A 22,676-nucleotide genomic window follows, 5' to 3' on the forward strand; every position below is an offset into this window, starting at 1 on the left:
CACCGCCCCGGCCGACGCCGTCCTGCCCGCCACCACCCAGGGGGGATCCCGTGCCCGACCTCAGGAGCCTGCCCGACCTGCCCCGCGCCGAGCGGGTGCGGCTGCTCGACGCCTGGCTGGGCGGCCTGCTGGCCGACGCCGTCGCCGGGACGCCCCCGCCCCGGCAGTCGCGCGGCGCGACCCCGCCGCGGACGGGCACCGACGGCATCGCGCTCGTGGCCGTCGGCAGCCTCGGCCGGCGGGAGCCCCCGCCGCACGGGGACCTCGACCTCGTGCTCGTCCACGACGGCCGCCCGGAGGTGGCCGCCCTCGCCGACGCCATCTGGTACCCGATCTGGGACGCCGGAGCGCGGCTGGACCACTCGGTGCGGACGGTGTCCGAGGCGGTGTCGGTGGCCTCGACCGACGTGAAGGCCGGCCTCGGCCTGCTCGACGCCCGGCTGGTCGCCGGCGACGCCGGCCTCGCCGCGTCCCTGCGCACCGCCACCCTGGCCAGCTGGCGGCAGGCGGCGTCGAGGCTGCTGCCGCAGCTGCGCGACCTGCGCCGCGGCCGGGCCCGCCAGGTCGGCGAGCTGGCCTTCCTCCTCGAGCCCGACCTCAAGGAGGCCTACGGCGGCCTGCGCGAGGGGCAGGTGCTGCGCGCGGTGGCCGCCGCCCAGCTGGTCGACGAGCCCTCCGCGGAGGTCGGGGCGGCCTACTCCTTCCTGCTCGACGTCCGCGACGAGCTCCGGCGCCGCTCGGGCCGCTCCACCGACGTCCTCGTCCGGCAGGAGCAGCGCCCGGTCGCCGCCGCGCTGGGCCTGGTGACCGACGGCGCCGCCGACGAGGACCTGCTGCTGCGCGAGGTGAGCCTCGCGGGGCGCCGGCTGGCCTTCGTCGCCGACGACACCTGGCGGCGGGTGGAGGCCGCGCTGGTCCGCCGCCCGCGGGCCCGCTACCGCCGGGTGCGGCGGGAGCCGCTGGCCGAGGGCGTGGTGCGCCAGGGCGACGAGGTGGTGCTCGCCCGCGACGCGCGCCCGGCCGCCGACCCCGGGCTGGTCCTGCGCGGCGCCGCGGCGGCCGCCCGCGAGGACCTGCTGCTCTCGCCCTACACGCTCAAGGTGCTCGCCGTGCACTCCCCGCCAGTGCCCGAGCCCTGGCCGGCCGAGGTCCGCTGGTCGTTCCTGCGGCTGCTGGCCAGCGGCCGGTCGGCGGTGCCGGTGCTGGAGCAGCTCGACCAGGAGGGGCTGCTGTCGCGGCTGCTGCCGGAGTGGGACCGGGTGCGGTCGCTGCCGCAGCGCCACCCGTGGCACCGGTTCACCGTCGACCGGCACCTCGTCGAGGCCGCCGCGGCCGCCGCCGAGCTCACCCGCGACGTCGACCGTCCCGACCTGCTGCTCGTCGCGGCACTCCTGCACGACGTCGGCAAGGGCTGGCCCGGCGACCACAGCGTCGTGGGGGAACCCATCGCCGCCGACGTCGCCGCGCGCATGGGCTTCGCCCCGGCCGACGTCGCCGTCCTCGGCACCCTGGTGCGCCACCACCTGCTGCTGCCCGACACCGCCACGCGCCGCGACATCGACGACCCCGCGACGATCGAGCGGGTCGCGGACACCATCGGCCGCGACGCGCAGGTGCTGCAGCTGCTGCACGCGCTCGCCCAGGCCGACGGCGCGGCCACCAGCGTCTCGGCGTGGTCGCCGTGGAAGGCGCACCTGGTGGCTCACCTGGTGGCGCGCGTGCAGGCGCACCTGGGCGGGACGCCGGTGGCCGAGCCCGACCCCGTCCTGCACCCCACCGAGCCGTCGGCGACCCAGGCGGCCGAGGACGGGGCGGTGACCGTGGGGGTGGAGGACGTCGCCGACGGCCAGCAGGTCACCATCGGCGCCCCCGACGCGCCCGGCCTCTTCAGCCGGCTGGCCGGGGTCCTCGCGCTCAACCAGCTCGACGTCCGCGCCGCGAAGGTGAACGTCACCGGCCGCCGGGCGACCGCGGTGTTCGCCGTGCGGCCCCGCTTCGGCCGCGCCCCGCAGCCGACCATCCTCGTCGACGCCGTCCGCGCGGCCCTGGAGGGGACGCTGCCGCTGGCCGAGCGGCTGCGGCAGCGCGAGGCCGACTACCGGCAGGACGCCGCCCGCTCGGCGCCCCCCCGGATTTCCTGGCACGACTCGGAGGTCAGCGGGGAGGCGACCAGCATCGTGGAGGTGCGCGCCGGGGACCGGGCCGGGCTGCTGTACCGGCTGACGGCCGCGCTCGCCGCCGAGGGGCTCGACGTCACCTCCGCGCGGATCGAGACGCTCGGGGCCGACGCCGCGGACTACTTCTACGTGTGCAACCCGGCGGGCTGCCCGATCGACGCCGAGCAGCGGGCCCGCGTCGAGGCCGCCCTCGCGGCCGCCACGCGCGGCGCCGTCCCCGACCCGGCGCACAGCGGCCGGACCGACACGCCGGGCTGAGCTGTCCGGGACTGTCGGTGCCCCGTGCGACCGTCGGGCTGACGCGGGACGGACCGGTCCCGCGACCGACGACGCCGAGGGGGAGCGCCCGTGACCGCCCAGACGTGGCCCTGTCCGACCTGTGGTGAGGACCGCCTGTTCGAGCAGCCGCCCTGCGCCGACGGGCACACCGACGACGACGGCGAGTGCCCCGAGTGGGCGTGCACCGACTGCGGCGGCGCGTTCCTGCTCGGCGGCCTGGAGACCGTGGTCGCGGCGGCGGTGCGGCGCGCGGCCTGAGCGGCGCGCACGGCCGGGGGCGCCCACCCGGCTGGATACCCTGGGGTCAGGTGGCGCGGCCCGTCCGGGTCCATGAACGCGCCCGTGACTGCTGAGGACTGCTCGTGTTCGAGACACTCTCCGACCGCCTCGACAAGGTCTTCGCCGGCCTGCGCGGCAAGGGCCGGCTGACCGACGCCGACATCGACGCCACCGCGCGCGAGATCCGCATCGCGCTGCTCGAGGCCGACGTCGCCCTGCCGGTGGTGCGCGCCTTCATCGCCGCGCTCAAGGAGCGGGCCCGCGGTGCCACGGTCTCGCAGGCGCTCAACCCCGCCCAGCAGGTCATCAAGATCGTCAACGAGGAGCTCGTCGAGATCCTCGGCGGCGAGACCCGCCGGATCCGCTACGCCAAGCAGTCGCCCACGGTGATCATGCTGGCCGGCCTCCAGGGCGCCGGTAAGACCACGCTGGCCGGCAAGCTCGGCCGCTGGCTGAAGAGCCAGGGCCACACGCCGCTGCTGGTGGCCTGCGACCTGCAGCGCCCCAACGCGGTCAACCAGCTCTCGATCGTCGCCCAGCAGGCCGGCGTCGACGTCTACGCGCCCGAGCCGGGCAACGGCGTCGGCGACCCGATCCGGGTGGCGGCCGACTCCATCGAGCACGCCCGCCGCACGATGCACGACGTCGTCGTCGTCGACACCGCCGGCCGGCTGGGCATCGACGCCGAGCTGATGGCGCAGGCCGCCGGCATCCGCGACGTCGTGCGGCCCGACGAGACGCTGTTCGTCGTCGACGCGATGATCGGCCAGGACGCCGTCACGACCGCCGAGGCCTTCCGCGACGGCGTCGGCTTCTCCGGTGTCGTGCTCACCAAGCTCGACGGCGACGCCCGCGGTGGTGCCGCGCTCTCGGTGCGGTACGTGACCGGGCAGCCGATCATGTTCGCCTCCACCGGCGAGAAGCTCACCGACTTCGACGTCTTCCACCCCGAGCGGATGGCCTCGCGCATCCTCGGCATGGGCGACGTGCTCACCCTCATCGAGCAGGCCGAGCAGGCCTTCGACGCCGACCAGGCCGAGAAGATGGCCGGCAAGCTCGTCAGCCGCGAGGGCTTCACGCTCGAGGACTTCCTCGAGCAGATGATGGCCATCCGCAAGATGGGCCCGATCGCCAACCTGCTCGGCATGCTGCCCGGCGCGGGCGCGATGAAGGAGCAGCTCAAGCAGGTCGACGACCGCGACCTCGACCGCACCGCGGCGATCATCCGCTCGATGACGCCGCAGGAGCGCGTCGACTCCAAGATCATCAACGCCTCGCGCCGGGTGCGCATCGCCAACGGCTCGGGCGTGACCGTCACCGAGGTCAACCAGCTGCTGGAGCGCTTCGCGCAGGCCCAGAAGATGATGGGCCAGATGGCCGGCAGCATGGGCCTGCCCGGCATGGGCCCGATGTCGAAGAAGGCCCGCGGCCGGCAGATGCAGGCCCAGTCGGCGAAGGGCAAGAAGGGGAAGAAGGGCGGGAAGGGCAAGGCCCCCGCCCGCCGGCCGATGGGCGCCCCCGGCCTGCCGCCGGGTGCCGGGTTCCCCGGCGGCGGCCTCCCGGGCGGGTTGCCCGCGCTGCCCCCGGGCCAGGCGCTGCCGGACCTCAGCAAGCTCGACTTCAGCAAGTTCGGGGACGAGCGGCCCGGGCGGTGAGGGCGCCGGACCTCCACCTCTCCGGGGTCGTCCTCCCCGAGGGCGAGCACCGCGACCTGTGGGTCCGCGACGGCCGGGTGACGTTCGACCCGGTGCCCGGGGCGGAGACCGTGTCCCGCGGCGGGTGGCTGCTGCCCGGCCTGGTCGACGCCCACTGCCACGTCGGCATCGGCCGCGGCGGGGTGCCCGTGGCGGACGTCGCCGGGCTGCGCGAGCAGGCGCTGGCCGAGCGCGACGCCGGCGTGCTCGCGCTGCGCGACTGCGGCTCGCCGGTGGACACCCGGGCCCTCGACGACGAGCCGGACCTGCCGCGGATCGTCCGGGCCGGCCGGCACCTCGCCCGCACCCGCCGCTACATCCCGGGGCTGGCCGTCGAGCTGGAGCCCGCGGACCTCGTCGCCGAGGTGCGGGTGCAGGCCCGGCGCGGCGACGGGTGGGTCAAGCTCGTCGGCGACTGGATCGACCGCTCGGCGGGCGACCTCGCCCCGGAGTGGCCGGCCGGCGTCGTGGCCGAGGCGATCGCCGCGGCCCACGAGGAGGGCGCGCGGGTCACCGCGCACACCTTCGGCACCGACGCGCTGCCCGCCCTCGTCCGCGCCGGCATCGACTGCATCGAGCACGGCACCGGGCTCACCGAGGACCTCGTCGGCGAGATGGCCGCGCGCGGCACGGCCGTCGTCCCGACCCTGGTCAACGTGGAGAACTTCCCCGGCTTCGCGGCGGCGGGGGAGCGCAGGTTCCCCGCCTACGCGAGCACGATGCGCCGGCTGTACGCGCAGTCGGGCGCCGTCGTCCGGGCGGCGTACGAGGCCGGCGTGCCGGTGTTCGCCGGCACCGACGCCGGCGGCGGGATCGAGCACGGCCGCATCGCCGACGAGGTGCGCGCGCTGTGCCGGGCCGGGCTGCCGGCCGAGGCGGCGCTGGCCGCCGCGTCCTGGTCCGCGCGCAGCTGGCTGGGGCTGCCCGGCATCGAGGAGGGGGCGCCGGCCGACCTCGTGGTGTACGAGGCCGACCCGCGCGCCGACCTCGACACGCTGACCGGCCCGGTCCTCACCGTGCTGCGCGGCCGGGTCGTCTGACGCCGCTCAGACGCTGACGCCGGCGCTCGTGCACGCGGCGCCGAAGTCGGTGACCGGCTGGGTCAGCGACTCGAACGCCGTGAACGTGTCGGTGCCCGACTGCAGCTGGTCGATCACCTCGTCGGTGGCCGCCGAGACGTCGTCGGCGGCGGCGAGCAGCGGCGCGCTCGCGTCCTGGTGGCCGGCGGGGGCGTCGCGCAGCGCCTCGAGCAGCGGGACGACGTCGGCCGGGTCGACCTGGCCGTTCTCGTCCACGGAGATCAGCGACAGGGCGGCGTAGCCGTACCAGCCGACGACCGCCTGGCACAGGCCCAGGTCGCCGGGGACGCCGGCGCCGGGGACGGGCAGGTCGTCGTCGCCGGTGGTCCCGGTCCCGGGCGAGGTCCCGGGCGAGGTCCCCGGCGCGGTCTCGGGCGCGGGGCTGGGGGCTGTGTCGGTGTCGCCGGCCTCCTCGACCGGCGGGGCGGCCGGGTCGGTCGAGGTCTCCTGGCCCTGCGGTACCGGGGTGGCCGTGCCGCTCACCGGTGACGAGCACGCGGAGAGGGCCGCACCGGCGGAGACGGCGAGGAGGAGGGTGGCCAGTCGGCGGGGCGTGCGCACGGGGGAGCTCCAGGGGTCTCTCGGCCGGGTCGAGCCCGCCGGACGGCGGCTCGCTGGGGACGACGGTCGCGGCCCGTGCTTGCGACGCCCTTGCGAACCGCTGACCGCGCGGCACAACCCGCTCGCGCGCCCTGGGAGACTCCGTCCGTGCTGTTGCGGATGTCCTCCCTGTTCCTGCGCACCCTGCGCGACGACCCGGCCGACGCCGAGGTGCCCAGCCACCGCCTCCTCGTGCGCGGCGGCTACATCCGGCGGGCCGCGCCGGGCGGGTTCACCTGGCTGCCGCTGGGCTACCGCGTCTTCCGCAACGTCGAGCGCGTCGTCCGCGAGGAGATGGACCGGATGGGCGCCCAGGAGGTGCACTTCCCGGCTCTCCTGCCGCGCGAGCCCTACGAGGCGACGAACCGCTGGACCGAGTACGGCCCCAACCTCTTCCGGCTGCAGGACCGCCGGGGCGCGGACTTCCTCCTCGGCCCCACGCACGAGGAGATGTTCACGCTCCTGGTGAAGGACCTGTACTCGTCGTACAAGGACCTGCCGCTGTCGCTGTACCAGATCCAGACCAAGTACCGGGACGAGGCGCGGCCACGGGCCGGGCTGTTCCGCGGCCGTGAGTTCACGATGAAGGACAGCTACTCCTTCGACGTCGACGACGCCGGCCTGGACGCCTCCTACGCCGCGCACCGCGCCGCCTACATCCGGATCTTCGACCGGCTGGGCCTGGAGTACGTGATCGTCTCGGCGATGTCCGGGGCGATGGGCGGCTCGAAGAGCGAGGAGTTCCTGCACCCCACCGAGATCGGCGAGGACACCTTCGTGCGCTCGGCCGGCGGTTACGCGGCCAACGTGGAGGCGGTCGCCACCGTCGTCCCCGAGCCGGTCCCGCTCGACGGGCTGCCCGAGGCGCACGTCGAGGACACCCCCGACACCCCGACCATCGAGACGCTGGTCGCCGTGGCCCGGGAGCTGTTCCCCGACGCCGGGTACACGGCGGCCTCGACGCTGAAGAACGTCGTCGTCACGCTGGTGCACCCCGACGGCGCGCGCGAGCCGCTCGTCGTCGGGATCCCCGGCGACCGCGAGGTCGACGCCAAGCGGCTCGAGGCGCAGGTCGCGCCGGCCGAGGTGGAGCCGTTCACCGACTTCGACGCGCACCCCGCGCTGGTCAAGGGCTACATCGGACCGCAGGTGCTCGGGAAGGACAGCCCGTCGGGCGTCCGCTACCTCGTCGACCCCCGCGTCGTCCCCGGCACCCGGTGGGTCACCGGCGCCAACGAGCCCGGCAGGCACGTGTTCGACCTGGTGGCCGGCCGCGACTTCTCCTGGGACGGCACCGTCGAGGCGGCCGAGGTGCTGCCCGGCGACCCCGCGCCCGACGGCTCCGGCCCCCTGGAGCTGGCCCGCGGCGTCGAGATCGGGCACATCTTCCAGCTCGGCCGCAAGTACGCCGACGCGCTGGGCCTGCAGGTGCTCGACGAGAACGGCAGGCTCGTCACGGTCACGATGGGCTCCTACGGCATCGGCGTCTCCCGCGCGGTGGCCGCCATCGCCGAGTCCACGCACGACGAGCTGGGCCTGGTGTGGCCGCGCGAGATCGCCCCGGCCGACGTGCACCTGGTCGCCACCGGCAAGGACGCCGCGGTGTTCGAGGCCGCCGAGCGGCTGTCCGACGAGCTGGTCGGCGCCGGCCTGACCGTCCTGTACGACGACCGGCCGAAGGTGTCGCCGGGCGTGAAGTTCAAGGACGCCGAGCTGCTCGGGATGCCGACGATCGTCACCGTCGGCCGCGGGCTGGCGCAGGGCGTCGTCGAGGTGCGCGACCGGGCGACGGGGGAGCGGGCGGAGGTCCCGGTGGCCGACGCCGCGGCCGCCGTCCTGGCCGCCGTCCGGGGTCAGTCGGCGACGAGCTCGACCTCGTAGCCGTCGGCGTCCTCGAGGTAGGCGGCCCGGTGGTCCGGGCCGCCGGCGAACGGGTGGCGGTCGGCGAACAGCAGCCGCCACCCGTGCTCCGGTGCCGCGGCCACCAGGGCGTCGAGGTCGGCGGGGGTGCCGGCCCGGAACGCGAGGTGGTTGAGGCCCGGCCGGCGGCGCTCGTGCGTGTCCGCGGACAGGTCGGGCGAGCGCTCGACGACGACGTAGACCCCGCCGAGCCGCCAGGACCGGCCGTGCTCCCAGGACTGGTACGGCCGCGCGCCGAGTGCGGTCAGCAGCCAGCCCCAGGACCGCTCGGCCCGGTCGAGGTCGGGCACCCACAGCTCGACGTGGTGGAGCAGACCCCGGCTGGTCACTGCACGCCTCCCGGCATCTGGCATCATGGTCGGTCGAACACGGCGGTGCGCGGCCCTCTCACCGACGCCGGCCGTGTCCCTGGCTCCGCCCCGGCGTAACCCCACGCGTCCGTCCGGCGAGCACCGACGAACAGCGTTCGAGGAGAATCCGAGCCACCGTGGCCACCAAGATCAAGCTCATGCGTCTGGGCAAGATGCGTGCTCCGTACTACCGCATCGTCGTCGCCGACTCGCGCACCAAGCGCGAGGGCCGCGTCATCGAGACGATCGGCAAGTACCACCCGAAGGAGGACCCCTCCTTCATCGAGGTCGACACCGAGCGCGCGCAGTACTGGCTCGGCGTGGGCGCCCAGCCCACCGAGCCGGTCGCGGCCATCCTCCGCGTCACCGGCGACTGGCAGAAGTTCAAGGGCGAGCCGGCCCCGCCGCCCATGAAGGTCGCCGCCCCCAAGCCCGACCGCAAGGCCCTCTACGAGGAGGCCGTCCGCGGCAACGGCGACGAGCCGGCCGCCGGCGCCACCACCCCGAAGAAGAAGGCCGCCCCCAAGGCCGAGGACGCCGCTCCCGCGGACGCCGCGGCCGAGACGCCCGCCGCCGAGTAAGCCGTGCTCGAAGAGGCGCTCGAGCACCTGGTCAAGGGCATCGTCGACCACCCGCGCGACGTCACCGTCGACATGGTCGGCGGCCGTCGCGGCAAGACGCTCGAGGTGCGGGTCCACCCCGACGACCTCGGCAAGGTGATCGGCCGCGGCGGGCGCACCGCCAAGGCGCTGCGCACCGTCATGACCGGCGTCGGCGGCCGCGGCCTGCGGGTCGACGTCGTCGACACCGACGGGCGCTGAGCCCTCGCGTCCCGGACGTGGGACCCACTCCTGACGACACCGTGGTGGTCGGCCGCATCGGCCGGCCCCACGGTGTCCGTGGTGAGGCGACGATCGAGGTCCGCACCGACGACCCCGACGGCCGGTTCGTCCCCGGCGCCGTCCTGCGCACCGACCCGGCCGACCGCGGTCCGCTGACCGTCGCCGGCGCCCGCTGGCACCGCGAGGTGCTGCTGCTGGCCTTCGAGGGCTACGACTCCCGCGAGGAGGTCGAGGCCCTCCGCGACACCCTGCTCGAGGTCCCGGTCGCCGACCTGCCGGCGCTCGAGGACCCCGACGACTACTACGACCACCAGCTCCACGGCCTGGCCGTCCGGCTGCCCGACGGCACGCCGCTGGGCGAGGTGCGCGCCGTCCGCCACGAGGGCGCCGACCTGCTGGTCGTGGCACGGGTCGACGGCGGTGAGCTGCTCGTGCCGTTCGTCTCGGCGATCGTGCCGACCGTCGACGTCGCCGGTGGCGTCGTGGTCGTCGACCCGCCGGAGGGGCTGCTCGACCTGTGACCTTCCGCGTCGACGTCGTCACGATCTTCCCCGAGTACCTCGCCCCGCTGCGCCAGTCCCTGCTGGGGAGGGCCGCCGAGCGCGGCCTGGTGGCCATCGGCGTGCACGACCTGCGGCAGTGGACCGACGACGTCCACCGCACCGTCGACGACGCCCCCTACGGCGGCGGTCCCGGCATGGTGATGCGCCCCGAGCCGTGGGCACGGGCGCTGGAGGCCGTGCGCCCGCCCGGCACGCGGCTGGTCGTGCCGACGCCGGCCGGTCGCCCGTTCACCCAGGCCGTCGCCGCCGAGTGGTCCGCCGAGCCCGGCCTGGTTTTCGCCTGCGGCCGCTACGAGGGCATCGACCAGCGCGTGGCCGAGTGGGCCACGGGGGCCGGGCCGGTGTCGGAGGTCTCGATCGGCGACTACGTGCTCGCCGGCGGGGAGTCCGCGGTGCTGGTCATGGTCGAGGCCGTCACCCGGCTGCTGCCCGGCGTCGTGGGCAACCGGGAGTCGGTGGAGTTCGACTCGCACGCCGACGGGCTGCTCGAGGGGCCGTCCTACACCCGGCCGGCGTCGTGGCGCGGGCTCGACGTGCCGCCGGTGCTGCTCTCCGGCGACCACGCGGCCATCGCCCGGTGGCGGCGCGCGGAGTCCCTGCGGCGCACCGCGACCCGGCGTCCGGACCTGCTGGCCGCGCTGCCGGAGGACGTGCTCTCCCCGGCCGACCGGGCGGCCCTCGACGGTGCCTGACCGTGCGGTGGACCGGGCCGTGGTCCGGCCGACCGCGCGGGTGGTCGTGCTCGACCCCGACGGCCGGGTGCTCCTGCTCGGCGCCCGGCTGACCGACCCCGCGGTCCCGCCCGGAGACGTGCTGTTCTGGTACACGCCCGGCGGGGGGGTGGAGGACGGCGAGACCGTCCGCCAGGCCGCGGCCCGGGAGCTGGCCGAGGAGATCGGCCTGGTCGTCGACCCGGCGGCGCTGGAGGGCCCCGTCTGGCTGCGCCGGCACGTGGGCCCCTTCGCCGGCGTCGACGTCGACTCGCGGGAGACCTTCTTCGTCCTGCGCGACGTCGTCCACGAGGTCGACGCGACCGGCCGCACCGAGCTGGAGCTGCTGGGGGAGGAGCCGCACCGCTGGTGGACGACGGCGGAGATCGCCGCCGCGGACGTCGGGTTCGCGCCGCGCGAGCTCGCCGACGTCCTGCCCGAGCTGCTCGCCGGACCGTGGCGCCGGCCACCCCGCGTCGTCGACTGACGCCCGCCCACCGGGGCCGCACTCGGCAGGCCCGCGCGGATGTGGCACAGTAGAGAGTCGCTGCAGACCGGAGGCGCCCGCCCACGGGTCCCCGGAGTCGCAGCCCCCTGGTCCGGAGCGCGGGGTGTCCCGCTGCCCGGACCGACGACGAGCCACTGCTGAGACCGAGGAATGCCGCGATGAACACCCTGGACGTACTCGACGCCGACTCGCTGCGCGACGACATCCCCGAGTTCCGCCCCGGGGACACCGTCAAGGTGCACGTCCGCGTCGTCGAGGGCAACCGCTCGCGCATCCAGGTCTTCCAGGGCGTCGTCATCCGGCGCCAGGGCGGCGGGATCCGCGAGACCTTCACCGTCCGCAAGGTCAGCTTCGGCGTGGGCGTGGAGCGCACCTTCCCGGTGCACACCCCAGTCGTCGAGAAGATCGACGTCGTGACCCGCGGCGACGTCCGCCGCGCCAAGCTGTACTACCTGCGCGAGCTGCGCGGCAAGGCCGCCAAGATCAAGGAGCGCCGCGAGACCGTCGCGCGCTGACCGCGCCCGGCTCTCCCCGGTCGACTCCTGGCCGGGACGACCCGGCCTGACCACGGCGGGTCCTCCGCGGCCGTACGCTGACTCCCGATGAGCAGCGACCGGTCCGGAGGGCCCGCCGACGTCGTCCCGGGGGACGACCCCACGCCCGAGGAGCCGGCCACCGGACGACACCGCGCCTGGCGGCGGCCGAAGGGCGCCCCGGAGAAGAAGAGCTCGCTGCTGCGCGAGCTGCCCGTGCTGCTGCTCGTGGCCTTCGTGCTCGCGCTCCTGGTCAAGACGTTCCTCGCCCAGGCGTTCTTCATCCCCTCGGGGTCGATGGAGCAGACGCTGCACGGCTGCACCGGCTGCACCGGTGACCGGGTGCTGGTCAACAAGATCCCGTACTGGTTCGGCGAGCCGGAGCCCGGCGACATCGTGGTGTTCGAGGGGCCGGACACGTGGACGCCCGAGGTCGAGGTGTCCGAGCCGTCGAACTGGTTCACCGGCGCCCTCCTGTGGCTCGGCCGCGCCGTCGGTGTCGCACCGCCCAGCGAGGACGACTACGTCAAGCGGGTCATCGCCACCGGCGGTCAGACGGTGCAGTGCTGCGACGCCGAGGGCCGGGTGACCGTCGACGGGCAGCCGCTCGACGAGCCCTACATCTTCGAGAACACCCCGCTGGAGAACCGCGCCTTCGACCCGGTGGTCGTGCCCGAGGGCCGGCTGTGGGTGATGGGCGACCACCGGTCGGCGTCGGCCGACTCCCGGTCGCACGTCGGCGACCGCTACAGCGGCACCATCGCCGTCGACGACGTCATCGGCAAGGCCGCGCTCATCGTCTGGCCGGTCTCGCGTTTCGGCACCCTCGACGACCCGGACATCCAGGGCACCGAGGCGGCCGGCGTCTCCGGCACGGTCGGTCAGTACCTGCCGCTGGGCGCGGGCCTGGTCGGCGCGCTGCCGGTCGCGGCGTGGAACCGCAGCCGCCGTCTGCGCCCGCCACCGGGCTGACCACCCCCGCCCGCCGACGGCGCCGTCCCTCCCCGAGGGGCGGCGCCGTCGTCGTTCCCGCGCCATTCCATGAAATGGCGTCCCCATGTCGACATCCCGGAGCCGGTTACCACTCGGTGTTTTCCCTGTGACCGGGGCAACCAATAGGCGGTACAGAAAAAATCCCCAGGAAGTGTTCAAGGTGTGCGCCATTCATCCCGATGGAGTAGTCGAGAGCCACCCGGTCCACCGAAATGGAGAAAGTCGTGTCCGCACCCCTGGCGAGCGCTACCCGAGGCGTCACCCGCGTGCTCCTCCTCGCCGACGCCCCCGTCCTGCGGCGCGGCCTGGTCAGCATGGTCAACGAGACCGCCGGCATGCAGTCGGTCGGTACCCCCGGCGAGCTGCGCCGCGCCCTGACCCTCGTCGAGACCGCCCGGCCCGACGCCGTGGTCGTCGAGATGGGCGCCGGTCGCGCCGCCACCCTCAACGTCGTCCGCGACCTGCGCCGCCGCTTCCCGCGGGTGGCCGTCGTCGCCCTGGCCACCTCCGAGGACCCCGCCGTGGTCAACGAGGCGGTCGCCGCCGGTGTCCGCGGCTACCTGATGCTCAACACCTCGCCGACCCTGCTCGGCTGGGCGATCCTGGCCGCCCGCGCCGGCCGCACCGTCGTCGACCCGCAGATCCGCCGCGTCGAGCCCGCCGCCGCCCCGGCCGGCAAGCCGCTCACCCCCGAGGTGCCGCTGACCCGCCGCGAGCAGGACGTGCTCGACGAGCTGCTGCAGGGTCAGTCCAACCGGCAGATCGGCCGCAACCTGTTCATCAGCGAGGACACCGTCAAGTCCCACGTCAAGGCCATCCTGCGCAAGCTGGGTGCCCGCGACCGGGCGCACGCGGTCTCCCTCGTGCTCTCCTCGCGCGGTTCGGCCTCCTGCACCTGCGGTGCCCACGCCGCCGCCCCGGCCCCTGCGGAGGTCTGAGGGAGGCCCCCCTGCCGGACCGTCCGCCTCCTCGGCGGTCCGGCCCGCGGGCTCGGGCCCGCACCGGTCCACGGGCCGGTCCCCTCTGACCCCGGGGACCGGCCCGTGGTCGTTCCGCCGCCCGTCCGGCGCCCTGCCCGGCCCCCGGCTCGACGTCCCCGCCGGCCCGTCGGTGGGGCGTCGTACTGTCGGACGGCGATGGCCGGACGTCTTCCCCCCGCCCACCGGGCCGCCGCTGTGCCGGCGGTCCGGACCCGTCGTCCCGACGTCGCCGGCGGCGACGCGCTGTGGGACATGGAACGGTCGCTGCGCCGGCGCGGCTTCGCCTCCGTGGCCGGTGCCGACGAGGCCGGGCGGGGTGCCTGCGCCGGACCGCTGGTGGCCGCCGCCTGCGTGCTGCCCGCCGGACGGCGTGGCCGCGTCCCCGGGCTCGCCGACTCCAAGCTGCTCACCGCCGCCGCGCGCGACCGGGTCCACGACGAGGTCGTCGAGCGCGCGGTGGCCTGGTCGGTGGTGGTGATCCCGGTGCCCGAGCTCGACGCCCGCGGCATGCACGTCACCAACCTCGAGGCGCTGCGCCGCGCGGTGACCGCGCTGGACCCGCCGGCCGACTACGTCCTCACCGACGGCTTCCCGGTGCCCGGACTGGGCGTGCCCAGCCTCGCGGTGTGGAAGGGCGACCGCGTCGCCGCCTGCGTGGCCGCCGCCTCGGTGCTGGCCAAGGTCACCCGCGACCGCATCATGATGGACCTGCACGAGCGCTTCCCCGAGTACGACTTCGCCGTGCACAAGGGCTACACGACCGAGGCGCACGGCGCCGCCCTCGAGCGTCACGGGCCCTGTCCCGAGCACCGGTCGCGGTTCGTCAACGTCGTCCGCGCACGCGATGCACACGCCGTCCGGGAGCTCCAGCTCACCGGTCCCGGCGGCATGGTCGATGATGGGGGCATGCGCACCGTCTCCGGAGAGCCGCGATGAGCACCGAGGACCTGGAGAAGTACGAGACCGAGATGGAGCTGCAGCTCTATCGCGAGTACCGGGACATCGTCCGGCAGTTCACCTACGTGGTGGAGACCGAGCGGCGCTTCTACCTGGCCAACTCCGTCGACCTGCAGGTCCGCGAGGCCGGCGGTGAGGTGTTCTTCGAGCTCAAGCTCTCCGACGCCTGGGTCTGGGACATGTACCGGCCGGCGCGCTTCGTCCGCAACGTCCGCGTGCTGACGTTCAAGGACGTCAACGTCGAGGAACTCGACAAGCCCGACCTCGAGCTGCCCGACGGGCCCCGGCTCAGCTGATCCGCACCGCACGCCCGGGAGGCTGACCGCTCCGGCCGACGCGGGCGTCCGCGCCGTCCACAACCCGCGTCGCCGTCCACAGACCGCCGTCCCGGGCGGTCGCGGGTCCCGTCCCGCGTCACGGTCGGCGGGTGTCCACGACCACCGAACTCGGCAGCCGCGGGGAGACCATCGCCGCGGTCTACCTGACAGACGCCGGACTGTCCGTCCTCGACCGCAACTGGCGCTGCCGCGACGGCGAGCTCGACATCGTCGCCCGCGAGGGGACGGCGATCGTCTTCTGCGAGGTCAAGACCCGCCGGGCGACCGGCTTCGGCCATCCCGTGGAGGCGGTGACCCCGGTCAAGCAGCGGCGGCTGCGCCTGCTGGCCCAGCGGTGGCTGTCCGCCCACGACGAGCACGCGCCCGACCTGCGCTTCGACGTCGTCGGCGTCCTCGTGCGGCCGGCCGCCCCGGCGCTGGTGACCCACCTGCGCGGGGCGTTCTCGTGACGCTGGCCCGCACGTGGTCGGTCGGCCTCGCCGGGGTGTCCGGGGAGATGGTCGAGGTCGAGGTGGACATGTCCGCGGGCGTCCCCGGGGTGGTGCTGGTCGGCCTGCCCGACGCCGTGGTGCGCCAGTCGGTCGACCGCGTGCGCGCCGCCGTCGTGAACACCGGGGCGTCGTGGCCGATGCGCCGGATCACCATCGGCCTGTCGCCGGCCGCCATGCCCAAGCAGGGGAGCGGTTTCGACCTCGCGCTGGCCGCCGCCGTGCTCGCCGCGGCCGGCACGCTGCCGGCCGACAGTGCCGACGGGCTGGTCCTCCTCGGCGAGCTGGGGCTCGACGGCTCCGTCCGCGCGGTCCGCGGTGTCCTGCCGGCGGTGCTGGCGGCCGCCAGGGCCGGGCACGCCACCGTCGTGGTCCCAGCGGGCAACGCGGAGGAGGCGGCCCTGGTCGACGGCGTCGAGGTGCTCGCCGCGCGCACGCTCGGCGACCTCGTCGGCCACCTGTCCGGCCGCCACCGGCTCCCGGCCCACCGGCGCGGTCCGCTGCCCCCGCCGGCGCCGGCGCCCGACCTCGGTGACGTGGTGGGCCAGGTCGCGGGCCGGCGCGCGGTCGAGGTGGCCGCGGCCGGTGGCCACCACCTGTTCCTGACCGGACCGCCCGGCGCGGGCAAGACGATGCTCGCCGAGCGGCTGCCCGGGCTGCTGCCGGTGCTCGACGAGCGGGCCGCGCTCGAGGTCACCGCCATCCACTCGGTGGCCGGCACCCTGCCGCCGGGCGCGCCGCTGCTGAGCCGGCCGCCCTTCGAGGCGCCGCACCACACGGCCACCATGGCCGCCCTGGTCGGGGGCGGCTCCGGCGCCATCCGCCCCGGCGCGCTGTGCCGCGCCCACCGCGGGGTGCTCTTCCTCGACGAGGCGCCCGAGTTCCCCCGGGCGACGCTGGACACGTTGCGCCAGCCCCTCGAGCGCGGGCAGGTCACGATCAGCCGGGCCGCCGGCTCGGCGACCTTCCCGTGCCGCGCCCAGCTGGTGCTGGCGGCCAACCCGTGCCCGTGCGCGAGCGCGGCCGGCGACGCCGCGTGCACCTGCAGCCCGCTGGAGCGGCGCCGCTACCGGTCGCGGCTGTCCGGCCCGCTGCTCGACCGCATCGACCTGCGGGTCGAGCTCCCGCCGGTCACCCGCGCCGCCTGGATGGGTGCCGGCGCGGCGCCGGAGCCCACCGCCGCGGTGGCGGCGCGGGTGTCCGCCGCACGAGGGGCCGCGGCCGCCCGGCTGGCCGGCACCGGGCTGCTGGTGAACAGCCAGGTGCCGGGCCGGCTGCTGCGTGAGCGCTGGCCGGTCCCGCGCCCGGCGCTGGCGCTTGCCGAGCGGGCGCTGGACCGCGGCCTGCTGTCGGTCCGCGGCCTGGACCGGGTGTTGCGGGTGTCCTGGACGCTGGCCGACCTGGCCGGCCGGACGGTCCCGGACGGCGACGACGTCGCCGAGGCGCTGGGCATGCGGCTGCAGCGGGTGGCCGCGTGACCGCGCCGACCCTCGACGAGGACCTCGAGGACGCCCTCGCCGGTCCCGCCGCCGTCGGGGGCTCCGCCGCGCCGGCCCTGCGGCGGGCCCGGGCCTGGCTCACCCGTGCCACGGAGCCGGGGTCGGTCGACCTGTGGCGGTGGATCGACGATGTCGGACCGGTCGCCGCGGTGCGCGCGCTGCGGGCCGGGACGGCGCCGGAGCAGGCCCGCGCCCTCGTCGGTGCGCGCGCCGGGGAGGACGCCAGCCTCGCCGACCTGCGCCGGGCCGACCGCTGCGGCGCCCGCCTGGTGGTACCCGAGGACGACGAGTGGCCCGCACTGGCACTGCACCCGCTGACCGTCGCCGCGCACACCGGCGACGACCCGGGACAGCGCGACCGGACCACCGCCCTCGTGCCGCCGGTGGGGCTGTGGGTGCGCGGGGACCCGCCGCTTCAGGCGACGGTCGACCGCTCGGTGGCCGTCGTCGGGGCGCGGGCGTCCACGGCCTACGGCGAGCACGTGGCCGCCGACCTCGGCGCGCAGCTCGGGGAGCGGGGCTGGACGGTCGTCTCGGGCGGCGCCCACGGCATCGACGTCGCCGCCCACCGCGGTGCGCTGGCCGCCGGGGCCCCCACCGTGGTGGTCCTCGCCTGCGGCGTCGACCGGTCGTACCCGGCTGCCCACTCGGCGGTGTTCGCGCGCATCGTCGACGCCGGGGGTCTGCTGGTGAGCGAGTGGCCGCCCGGCGCCGCGCCGCACCGGCACCGCTTCCTCGTCCGCAACCGGATCATCGCCGGGCTGACCCGGGGGACCGTGGTGGTGGAGGCCGCGGCGCGCTCGGGCGCCCAGGCCACCGCCCGGCGGGCGAGCGGGCTGGGCAAGCAGGTGCTGGTGGTCCCCGGTCCGGTCACCAGCGCGATGTCGGTCGGCTGCCACGAGCTGCTGCGGGAGCCCGAGGGAGGCGCCCGGCTGGTCGGCAACGCCGCGCAGGTCATCGAGGCGGTCGGCAGCCTCGGCGACGACCTGGTGGCCCCGGCGGAGCGGCCCGCGTCCCCGCGCGACGGCCTGTCCGACGTCGCGCGCCGGGTGCTCGACGCCTGCCCGGTGCGGACCGGCGTCAGCGCCGAGCGGCTCGCGGCGGTCGCCGGGTGCGACCCGCTGGAGGCCGTGCGCGTCCTGCCGGCGCTGGAGCTGGCCGACCTGGTGCAGTGGACCGGCACGGGCTGGCGGCTGGCGCCGCCGCGGGAGCGGGGCTGACGCCGGGCGGTGCATCCGTGGCGGGCAACCGATCGGCGCGGCGCCTTGACCGGCGGTCGGCGCCGTCGGACGGTTCGCACCGTGACCGCCCGCACCGCCGACGCCCGCGCCGCGCTGCCGCCCGCGCTGGCCGCCGCGCTCGAGGGCTACGAGCGGGCGCTGCTCGACGAGCGGGACCTGTCCGCGCACACCGTCCGCGGCTACGTCACCGACGCCGTCTGGCTGCTCGACCACCTCGCCCGCCGCGGCGGCACGCAGGTCGACGCGCTGGACCTCGGCGTCCTGCGCAGCTGGCTGGCCCAGGGCCGCACCCGGGGCGCCAGCCGCGCGACGACGGCCCGCCGCGCCGCGGCCGCGCGGTCGTTCACCGCCTGGCTGCGCCGCTCGGGGCACACCCCGGAGGACGTCGGCCAGCGGCTGGTCAGCCCCAGGGCGCACCGGACGCTGCCCGACGTGCTCGCCCCCGACCAGGCGCGCGCCGTCGTCGAGTCCACCGCCGGCGCCGAGGAGCCGGTGGGCCTGCGCGACGCCGTCGTCCTCGAGCTGCTCTACGCCAGCGGCATCCGGGTCAGCGAGCTGGTCGGCCTCGACGTCGACGACGTCGACCGCGGCCGGCGGCTGCTGCGCGTCCTGGGGAAGGGCCGCAAGGAGCGCAGCGTCCCCTACGGCGCCCCGGCCGAGCACGCGCTCGACGCCTGGCTGACCCGCGGCCGCCCGGCGCTGGCCACCTCCGACTCCGGGCCGGCGCTGCTGCTGGGCGCCCGCGGCCGGCGGCTGGACGCGCGCGAGGCGCGCCGGACGGTGCACGCCGCGGTGGCCCGCGCACCCGGCGCCCCCGACGTCGGCCCGCACGGGTTGCGGCACTCCGCGGCCACCCACGTCCTCGAGGGCGGCGCCGACCTGAGGTCCGTCCAGGAGCTGCTCGGCCACGCTAGCCTCGCGACGACGCAGATCTACACGCACGTGACCGTCGAGCGGCTGCGTGCGGTGCACGCGCAGGCGCACCCGCGGGCCTGAGCCCACCGCCACCCGATCCAGACAGTCAGAGGGGTCCCGCGGGACCCGAGCCACCACGAAGCGGGGAGAGCCGACGTGCCCGAGGCGACCATCCACCGGATCGGCGGCGAGTCCGAGGAGGACGCCGACGCCGCGCTGGCCGAGCTCTGGGCGCAGTACGTCGCCGACCGGGCGCCCGGGCTGCGCGACCGGCTGATCCTCCACTACGCGCCCCTGGTGAAGTACGTCGCCGGCCGGGTCGGCAGCGGCCTGCCGGCGCACGTGGAGCAGGCCGACCTGGTCTCCTACGGCACGTTCGGGCTCATCGACGCGATCACCCGCTACCAGCCCTCGCGCGAGGTCAAGTTCGAGAGCTACGCGATGGCCCGCATCCGCGGCGCGATCATCGACGAGCTGCGCAGCACCGACTGGATCCCGCGGTCGGTCCGCATGCGCGCCCGGCAGTTCGAGCGGACGGTCGCCGCGCTGGAGAGCCGGCTCCGCCGCAGCCCCACCGACGAGGAGATCGCCGCGGCGATGGAGATGGACGTCGAGGAGGTGCGCAAGTTCCTCGGCCAGCTCTCCCTGGTCAACGTGGTCGCCCTCGACGAGCTGCTCACCGACGACGACGGCGGCGCCCCCCGGCTGGTCGACACGCTGCAGGACGCCAACGCCCTCGACCCGCAGGCGATGGCCGAGCACGGCGAGGCCCGCCAGCTGCTCGCCCGCGCCGTCGAGCAGCTGCCCGAGCGGGAGAAGGTCGTCGTCAGCCTCTACTACTTCGAGGGCCTCACCCTGGCCGACATCGGCCGCGTCCTCGGCGTCACCGAGAGCCGGATCTGCCAGCTGCACACCAAGGCGGTCCTGCACCTGCGCACCAAGCTCGCCGACATCGCCTGAGCCCGGGGGCGGGCGTCCTCGAGCCAGACCGTTCCCGACCGTCGAGCACGTCACCGAGGTGCTCACGGCCTCACCCGAGCGGTAGCAGGCGGACCCGCGGCGGGCGCAGCAGCGACAGCGGGTCGAGGTAGACCTCGCCGCGGCGCAGGCCCCAGTGCAGGCACGCGGTGGCCGGGCACCCCTCGTGCCCGGCCAGCAGCCACCCGAGCGGAGCGCCGCGGGCCACCGCCTGCCCGGCCGCGACGACGGCGTCAACCGGCTCGTACGTCGTCCGCAGCCCGCCGGCGTGGTCGACGCTGACCACCGGCCGCCCCGCCACCATCCCGGCGAACACGACGACGCCGTCACCGGCGGCCGCCACGACGGCGCCGGGGACGCCGGCCAGGTCGGCGCCGCGGTGCCCGGGGCCGTAGGGCGAGGGCGGGGGAGCGAACGGCCGGGTGACCTCCGGCGGATCGCCCAGCGGCGACGTCCACGGCACGGCGGCCGGGACGGCCGGCTCGGCGACGGCGGGGGCGGGCGCGAGCACGGCGGCGCAGGCCAGCAGGATGACGAGCAGCAGGCGGGCGGGCACGCTCCCGAGCCTCGCCGTCCCCTCCTCGCCGGCCGTCCCGCGCGGCCGGCCTGTGGACCGGCCCGGCGGCGGGGGAGGAGCACCCCGGGCACCGCGTATGCTGTCCGGTGCGACCCGTCTGCACGGGTCGACTCCGCGCGTCCTCCTCCCGCCCCAGCGGCGGGGCAGCCCCACCTCGGTCCCGGTCCTGCCGGGTCGGTGGCGCCGCGGGACGCCAGGGCGGGACACCACCCGGTGCCCGCGTCAACCGAGGAGCGCGGCCGCCGTGCGGTCGCGCGTGAGCACGAGAGGCTGCGCCCCCCATGGCAGTCGTCAGCATGAAGCAGCTGCTCGACAGCGGCGTCCACTTCGGGCACCAGACCCGTCGCTGGAACCCGAAGATGAAGCGCTTCATCTTCACCGAGCGCAACGGCATCTACATCATCGACCTGCAGCAGACGCTCGGGTACATCGACCAGGCCTACGAGTTCGTCAAGCAGACCGTGGCCCACGGCGGCTCGATCCTGTTCGTCGGCACCAAGCGCCAGGCGCAGGAGGTCGTGGCCGAGCAGGCCCAGCGCGTCGGCATGCCCTACGTCAACCAGCGCTGGCTGGGCGGCATGCTCACCAACTTCCAGACCGTGCACAAGCGGCTCCAGCGGCTCAAGGAGCTCGAGGACATGGAGCAGACCGGCGTGCTGGTCAGCCTGTCCAAGAAGGAGCAGCTGGTCCTCAGCCGCGAGAAGGCCAAGCTCGAGCGCAGCCTCGGCGGTATCCGCGACATGCAGAAGGTGCCCAGCGCCGTCTGGATCGTGGACACCAAGAAGGAGCACATCGCCGTCGGTGAGGCGCGGAAGCTGAACATCCCGGTCGTCGCGATCCTCGACACCAACTGCGACCCCGACGAGGTCGACTACAAGATCCCGGGCAACGACGACGCCATCCGCAGCGCCGCCCTGCTGACCCGCGTGATCGCCGACGCCGTCGCCGAGGGCCTCATGGCGCGCTCGGCCGCCCAGGCCAACGCCGGCCGCGAGGACGGCGGCGAGCCGGTCATCGGCGACGCCGAGCCGCTGCCGGACTGGGAGCGCGAGCTGCTGACCGGCCAGGCCGACGGTGCCCCCGCCGAGGCCACCCCGCTGCCGGAGACCCCGGTCGCCCCGCCCGCCGTGACCGCCGAGGAGATCGCGCCGGTCGAGGGCGTGCCCGCCACCGGCGACACCGCCACCGGCACCCAGGGCGCCCAGAACGGCTGACCCGACGGCGCCGCCGTCCTGGTCCCGTCGGGCCCGGGCGGCGGCGCCGCGGCACGTCCGCACCACCCACTCCAGACCCGTGAGGAAGTGACATGCCCGCCTTCACCGCTGCCGACGTCAAGCGCCTCCGCGACGCCACCGGCGCCGGCATGATGGACGCCAAGAAGGCCCTGACCGAGGCCGACGGCGAGTACGACAAGGCCATCGAGCTGCTGCGCATCAAGGGCGCCAAGGACGTCGGCAAGCGCCTCGAGCGCTCCACGACCAACGGCATCGTCGTCAGCAAGCACGGCGCCCTGCTCGAGCTCGACTGCGAGACCGACTTCGTCGCCAAGAACGCCGACTTCGTCGCGCTCGCCGAGCGCCTGATCGAGATCGTCCTCGAGCAGTCGCCGAAGGACCTCGACACGCTGCTGGCCACCGAGGTCGACGGCCAGACCGTCGCCAAGCTCATCGAGGCCGAGTCCGCCCGCATCGGCGAGAAGCTCGTCCTCTCCCGCTTCGCCACCTTCGAGGGCCCGACGGCGGTCTACCTGCACAAGCGGGCCACCGACCTGCCCCCGGCCATCGGGGTCGCCGTCCAGTACCAGGGCGGCGACGAGGAGGCCGCGCGCTCGCTGGCGATGCACATCGCCGCCGCGCGCCCGCGCTACCTGTCCCGCGAGGAGGTCCCGGCCGAGGCGGTCGAGACCGAGCGCCGCGTGGCCGAGCAGACCGCCAAGGAGGAGGGCAAGCCCGAGCAGGCGATCGTCAAGATCGTCGAGGGCCGGGTCAACGCCTACTACAAGGACTTCGTCCTGCTCGAGCAGCCGTCGATCACCGAGCCCAAGCGCACGGTGAAGCAGATCGTCGACGAGGCCGGCCTGACCGTGCAGCGGTTCGCCCGCTTCGAGGTCGGCCAGGCCTGAGGCAGCACCGCACCGCGCACCGGCCCCGTCCCGACCAGGGACGGGGCCGGTGGC

The 22,676-nt window shown here is 75.7% G+C and carries 25 protein-coding genes; 22 read left to right on the forward strand and 3 right to left on the reverse strand.

Annotated features, from left to right (window positions below; all coding sequences use genetic code 11):
- The first annotated feature begins 50 nt into the window (after positions 1-50).
- The 4 genes from JD79_RS11920 to JD79_RS11935 all read left to right on the forward strand — a co-directional run bounded on the left by JD79_RS11920 (position 51) and on the right by JD79_RS11935 (position 5,469).
- Entirely contained in the window at positions 51-2,435 is a 2,385-nt protein-coding gene (locus JD79_RS11920; RefSeq protein WP_110005684.1) for a [protein-PII] uridylyltransferase, read from the forward strand.
- A gap of 90 nt (positions 2,436-2,525) precedes the next feature.
- A complete protein-coding gene (locus JD79_RS11925) occupies positions 2,526-2,714 on the forward strand; it encodes a hypothetical protein (protein WP_110005685.1) in 189 nt (62 codons plus the stop codon).
- Between the two features lie 104 nt (positions 2,715-2,818).
- Positions 2,819-4,390, forward strand: coding sequence for a signal recognition particle protein (gene ffh, locus JD79_RS11930; protein ID WP_110005686.1), 1,572 nt, complete (start codon positions 2,819-2,821; stop codon positions 4,388-4,390).
- Positions 4,387-5,469 (forward strand): amidohydrolase family protein, encoded by a 1,083-nt coding sequence (locus JD79_RS11935; protein ID WP_110005687.1) that lies wholly within the window; start codon positions 4,387-4,389, stop codon positions 5,467-5,469. The genes ffh and JD79_RS11935 overlap by 4 nt, the downstream gene beginning before the upstream one ends.
- Positions 5,470-5,475: 6 nt before the next feature.
- Here JD79_RS11935 and JD79_RS11940 read toward each other — a convergent pair whose 3' ends face one another.
- A complete protein-coding gene (locus tag JD79_RS11940) occupies positions 5,476-6,069 on the reverse strand; it encodes a hypothetical protein (RefSeq protein WP_110005688.1) in 594 nt (197 codons plus the stop codon).
- Positions 6,070-6,228: 159 nt separating this feature from the next.
- On the opposite strand from JD79_RS11940, the gene JD79_RS11945 reads away from it, so the two are divergent.
- On the forward strand, positions 6,229-7,989 hold the full coding sequence (locus JD79_RS11945; RefSeq protein WP_245900045.1) for a proline--tRNA ligase: 1,761 nt from the start codon (positions 6,229-6,231) through the stop codon (positions 7,987-7,989).
- Here the strand turns inward: JD79_RS11945 and JD79_RS11950 are convergent.
- On the reverse strand, positions 7,962-8,357 hold the full coding sequence (locus JD79_RS11950) for a VOC family protein (protein WP_211307944.1): 396 nt from the start codon (positions 8,355-8,357) through the stop codon (positions 7,962-7,964). The two genes, JD79_RS11945 and JD79_RS11950, sit on opposite strands and share 28 nt — an antisense overlap.
- A 158-nt stretch (positions 8,358-8,515) precedes the next feature.
- On the opposite strand from JD79_RS11950, the gene rpsP reads away from it, so the two are divergent.
- The 15 genes from rpsP (at position 8,516) to whiG (ending at position 19,905) form a co-directional block, all read left to right on the forward strand.
- Complete coding sequence (gene rpsP / locus JD79_RS11955) at positions 8,516-8,959, forward strand: 30S ribosomal protein S16 (RefSeq protein ID WP_110005690.1); 444 nt, start codon at positions 8,516-8,518, stop codon at positions 8,957-8,959.
- A 3-nt stretch (positions 8,960-8,962) separates the two neighbouring features.
- Positions 8,963-9,199 carry an RNA-binding protein gene (locus JD79_RS11960; protein ID WP_093579987.1) on the forward strand — a complete coding sequence of 79 codons (237 nt, stop codon included), beginning with the start codon at positions 8,963-8,965 and terminating at the stop codon, positions 9,197-9,199.
- A gap of 17 nt (positions 9,200-9,216) precedes the next feature.
- Positions 9,217-9,741 (forward strand): ribosome maturation factor RimM, encoded by a 525-nt coding sequence (rimM, locus tag JD79_RS11965; protein WP_110005691.1) that lies wholly within the window; start codon positions 9,217-9,219, stop codon positions 9,739-9,741.
- Positions 9,738-10,475 carry a tRNA (guanosine(37)-N1)-methyltransferase TrmD gene (trmD, locus tag JD79_RS11970; protein WP_110005692.1) on the forward strand — a complete coding sequence of 246 codons (738 nt, stop codon included), beginning with the start codon at positions 9,738-9,740 and terminating at the stop codon, positions 10,473-10,475. The genes rimM and trmD overlap by 4 nt, the downstream gene beginning before the upstream one ends.
- A 19-nt stretch (positions 10,476-10,494) precedes the next feature.
- Positions 10,495-10,980: an NUDIX hydrolase gene (locus JD79_RS11975; RefSeq protein ID WP_245900046.1), complete on the forward strand. Its 486-nt coding sequence runs from the start codon at positions 10,495-10,497 to the stop codon at positions 10,978-10,980.
- 179 nt (positions 10,981-11,159) lie between these two features.
- Positions 11,160-11,516, forward strand: a complete 357-nt coding sequence (rplS, locus tag JD79_RS11980) for a 50S ribosomal protein L19 (protein WP_110005693.1) — start codon at positions 11,160-11,162, stop codon at positions 11,514-11,516.
- An 87-nt stretch (positions 11,517-11,603) separates the two neighbouring features.
- On the forward strand, positions 11,604-12,506 hold the full coding sequence (gene lepB, locus JD79_RS11985; protein WP_110005694.1) for a signal peptidase I: 903 nt from the start codon (positions 11,604-11,606) through the stop codon (positions 12,504-12,506).
- 245 nt (positions 12,507-12,751) lie between these two features.
- Entirely contained in the window at positions 12,752-13,465 is a 714-nt protein-coding gene (locus tag JD79_RS11990; RefSeq protein WP_110005695.1) for a response regulator transcription factor, read from the forward strand.
- Between the two features lie 237 nt (positions 13,466-13,702).
- The gene (locus tag JD79_RS11995) at positions 13,703-14,443 is read left to right on the forward strand and encodes a ribonuclease HII (RefSeq protein ID WP_245900047.1); all 741 of its coding nucleotides are present in this window, start codon (positions 13,703-13,705) and stop codon (positions 14,441-14,443) included.
- On the forward strand, positions 14,440-14,760 hold the full coding sequence (locus JD79_RS12000; protein WP_110005697.1) for a DUF2469 domain-containing protein: 321 nt from the start codon (positions 14,440-14,442) through the stop codon (positions 14,758-14,760). The genes JD79_RS11995 and JD79_RS12000 overlap by 4 nt, the downstream gene beginning before the upstream one ends.
- 131 nt (positions 14,761-14,891) lie before the next feature.
- A complete protein-coding gene (locus JD79_RS12005) occupies positions 14,892-15,251 on the forward strand; it encodes a YraN family protein (protein ID WP_110005698.1) in 360 nt (119 codons plus the stop codon).
- Complete coding sequence (locus tag JD79_RS12010) at positions 15,248-16,768, forward strand: YifB family Mg chelatase-like AAA ATPase (RefSeq protein WP_110005699.1); 1,521 nt, start codon at positions 15,248-15,250, stop codon at positions 16,766-16,768. The genes JD79_RS12005 and JD79_RS12010 overlap by 4 nt, the downstream gene beginning before the upstream one ends.
- Positions 16,765-18,009, forward strand: coding sequence for a DNA-processing protein DprA (dprA, locus tag JD79_RS12015; RefSeq protein ID WP_110005700.1), 1,245 nt, complete (start codon positions 16,765-16,767; stop codon positions 18,007-18,009). The genes JD79_RS12010 and dprA overlap by 4 nt, the downstream gene beginning before the upstream one ends.
- 81 nt (positions 18,010-18,090) lie before the next feature.
- On the forward strand, positions 18,091-19,026 hold the full coding sequence (locus JD79_RS12020) for a tyrosine recombinase XerC (protein ID WP_110005701.1): 936 nt from the start codon (positions 18,091-18,093) through the stop codon (positions 19,024-19,026).
- 75 nt (positions 19,027-19,101) lie between these two features.
- Complete coding sequence (gene whiG, locus JD79_RS12025) at positions 19,102-19,905, forward strand: RNA polymerase sigma factor WhiG (protein ID WP_110005702.1); 804 nt, start codon at positions 19,102-19,104, stop codon at positions 19,903-19,905.
- Positions 19,906-19,975: 70 nt separating this feature from the next.
- On the opposite strand, the gene JD79_RS12030 is transcribed toward whiG, so the two are convergent.
- Positions 19,976-20,479 (reverse strand): M23 family metallopeptidase, encoded by a 504-nt coding sequence (locus tag JD79_RS12030; RefSeq protein ID WP_110005703.1) that lies wholly within the window; start codon positions 20,477-20,479, stop codon positions 19,976-19,978.
- Positions 20,480-20,781: 302 nt separating this feature from the next.
- Between JD79_RS12030 and rpsB the strand changes: the two genes are divergently transcribed.
- Together rpsB and tsf are read left to right on the forward strand one after the other, a co-directional pair.
- Complete coding sequence (rpsB, locus tag JD79_RS12035; RefSeq protein ID WP_110005704.1) at positions 20,782-21,714, forward strand: 30S ribosomal protein S2; 933 nt, start codon at positions 20,782-20,784, stop codon at positions 21,712-21,714.
- A 92-nt stretch (positions 21,715-21,806) separates the two neighbouring features.
- Complete coding sequence (tsf, locus tag JD79_RS12040) at positions 21,807-22,622, forward strand: translation elongation factor Ts (protein ID WP_110005705.1); 816 nt, start codon at positions 21,807-21,809, stop codon at positions 22,620-22,622.
- The last annotated feature ends 54 nt before the right edge of the window (positions 22,623-22,676 follow it).

The organism is Geodermatophilus normandii (assembly GCF_003182485.1).
GTDB classification, from domain to species: domain Bacteria; phylum Actinomycetota; class Actinomycetes; order Mycobacteriales; family Geodermatophilaceae; genus Geodermatophilus; species Geodermatophilus normandii.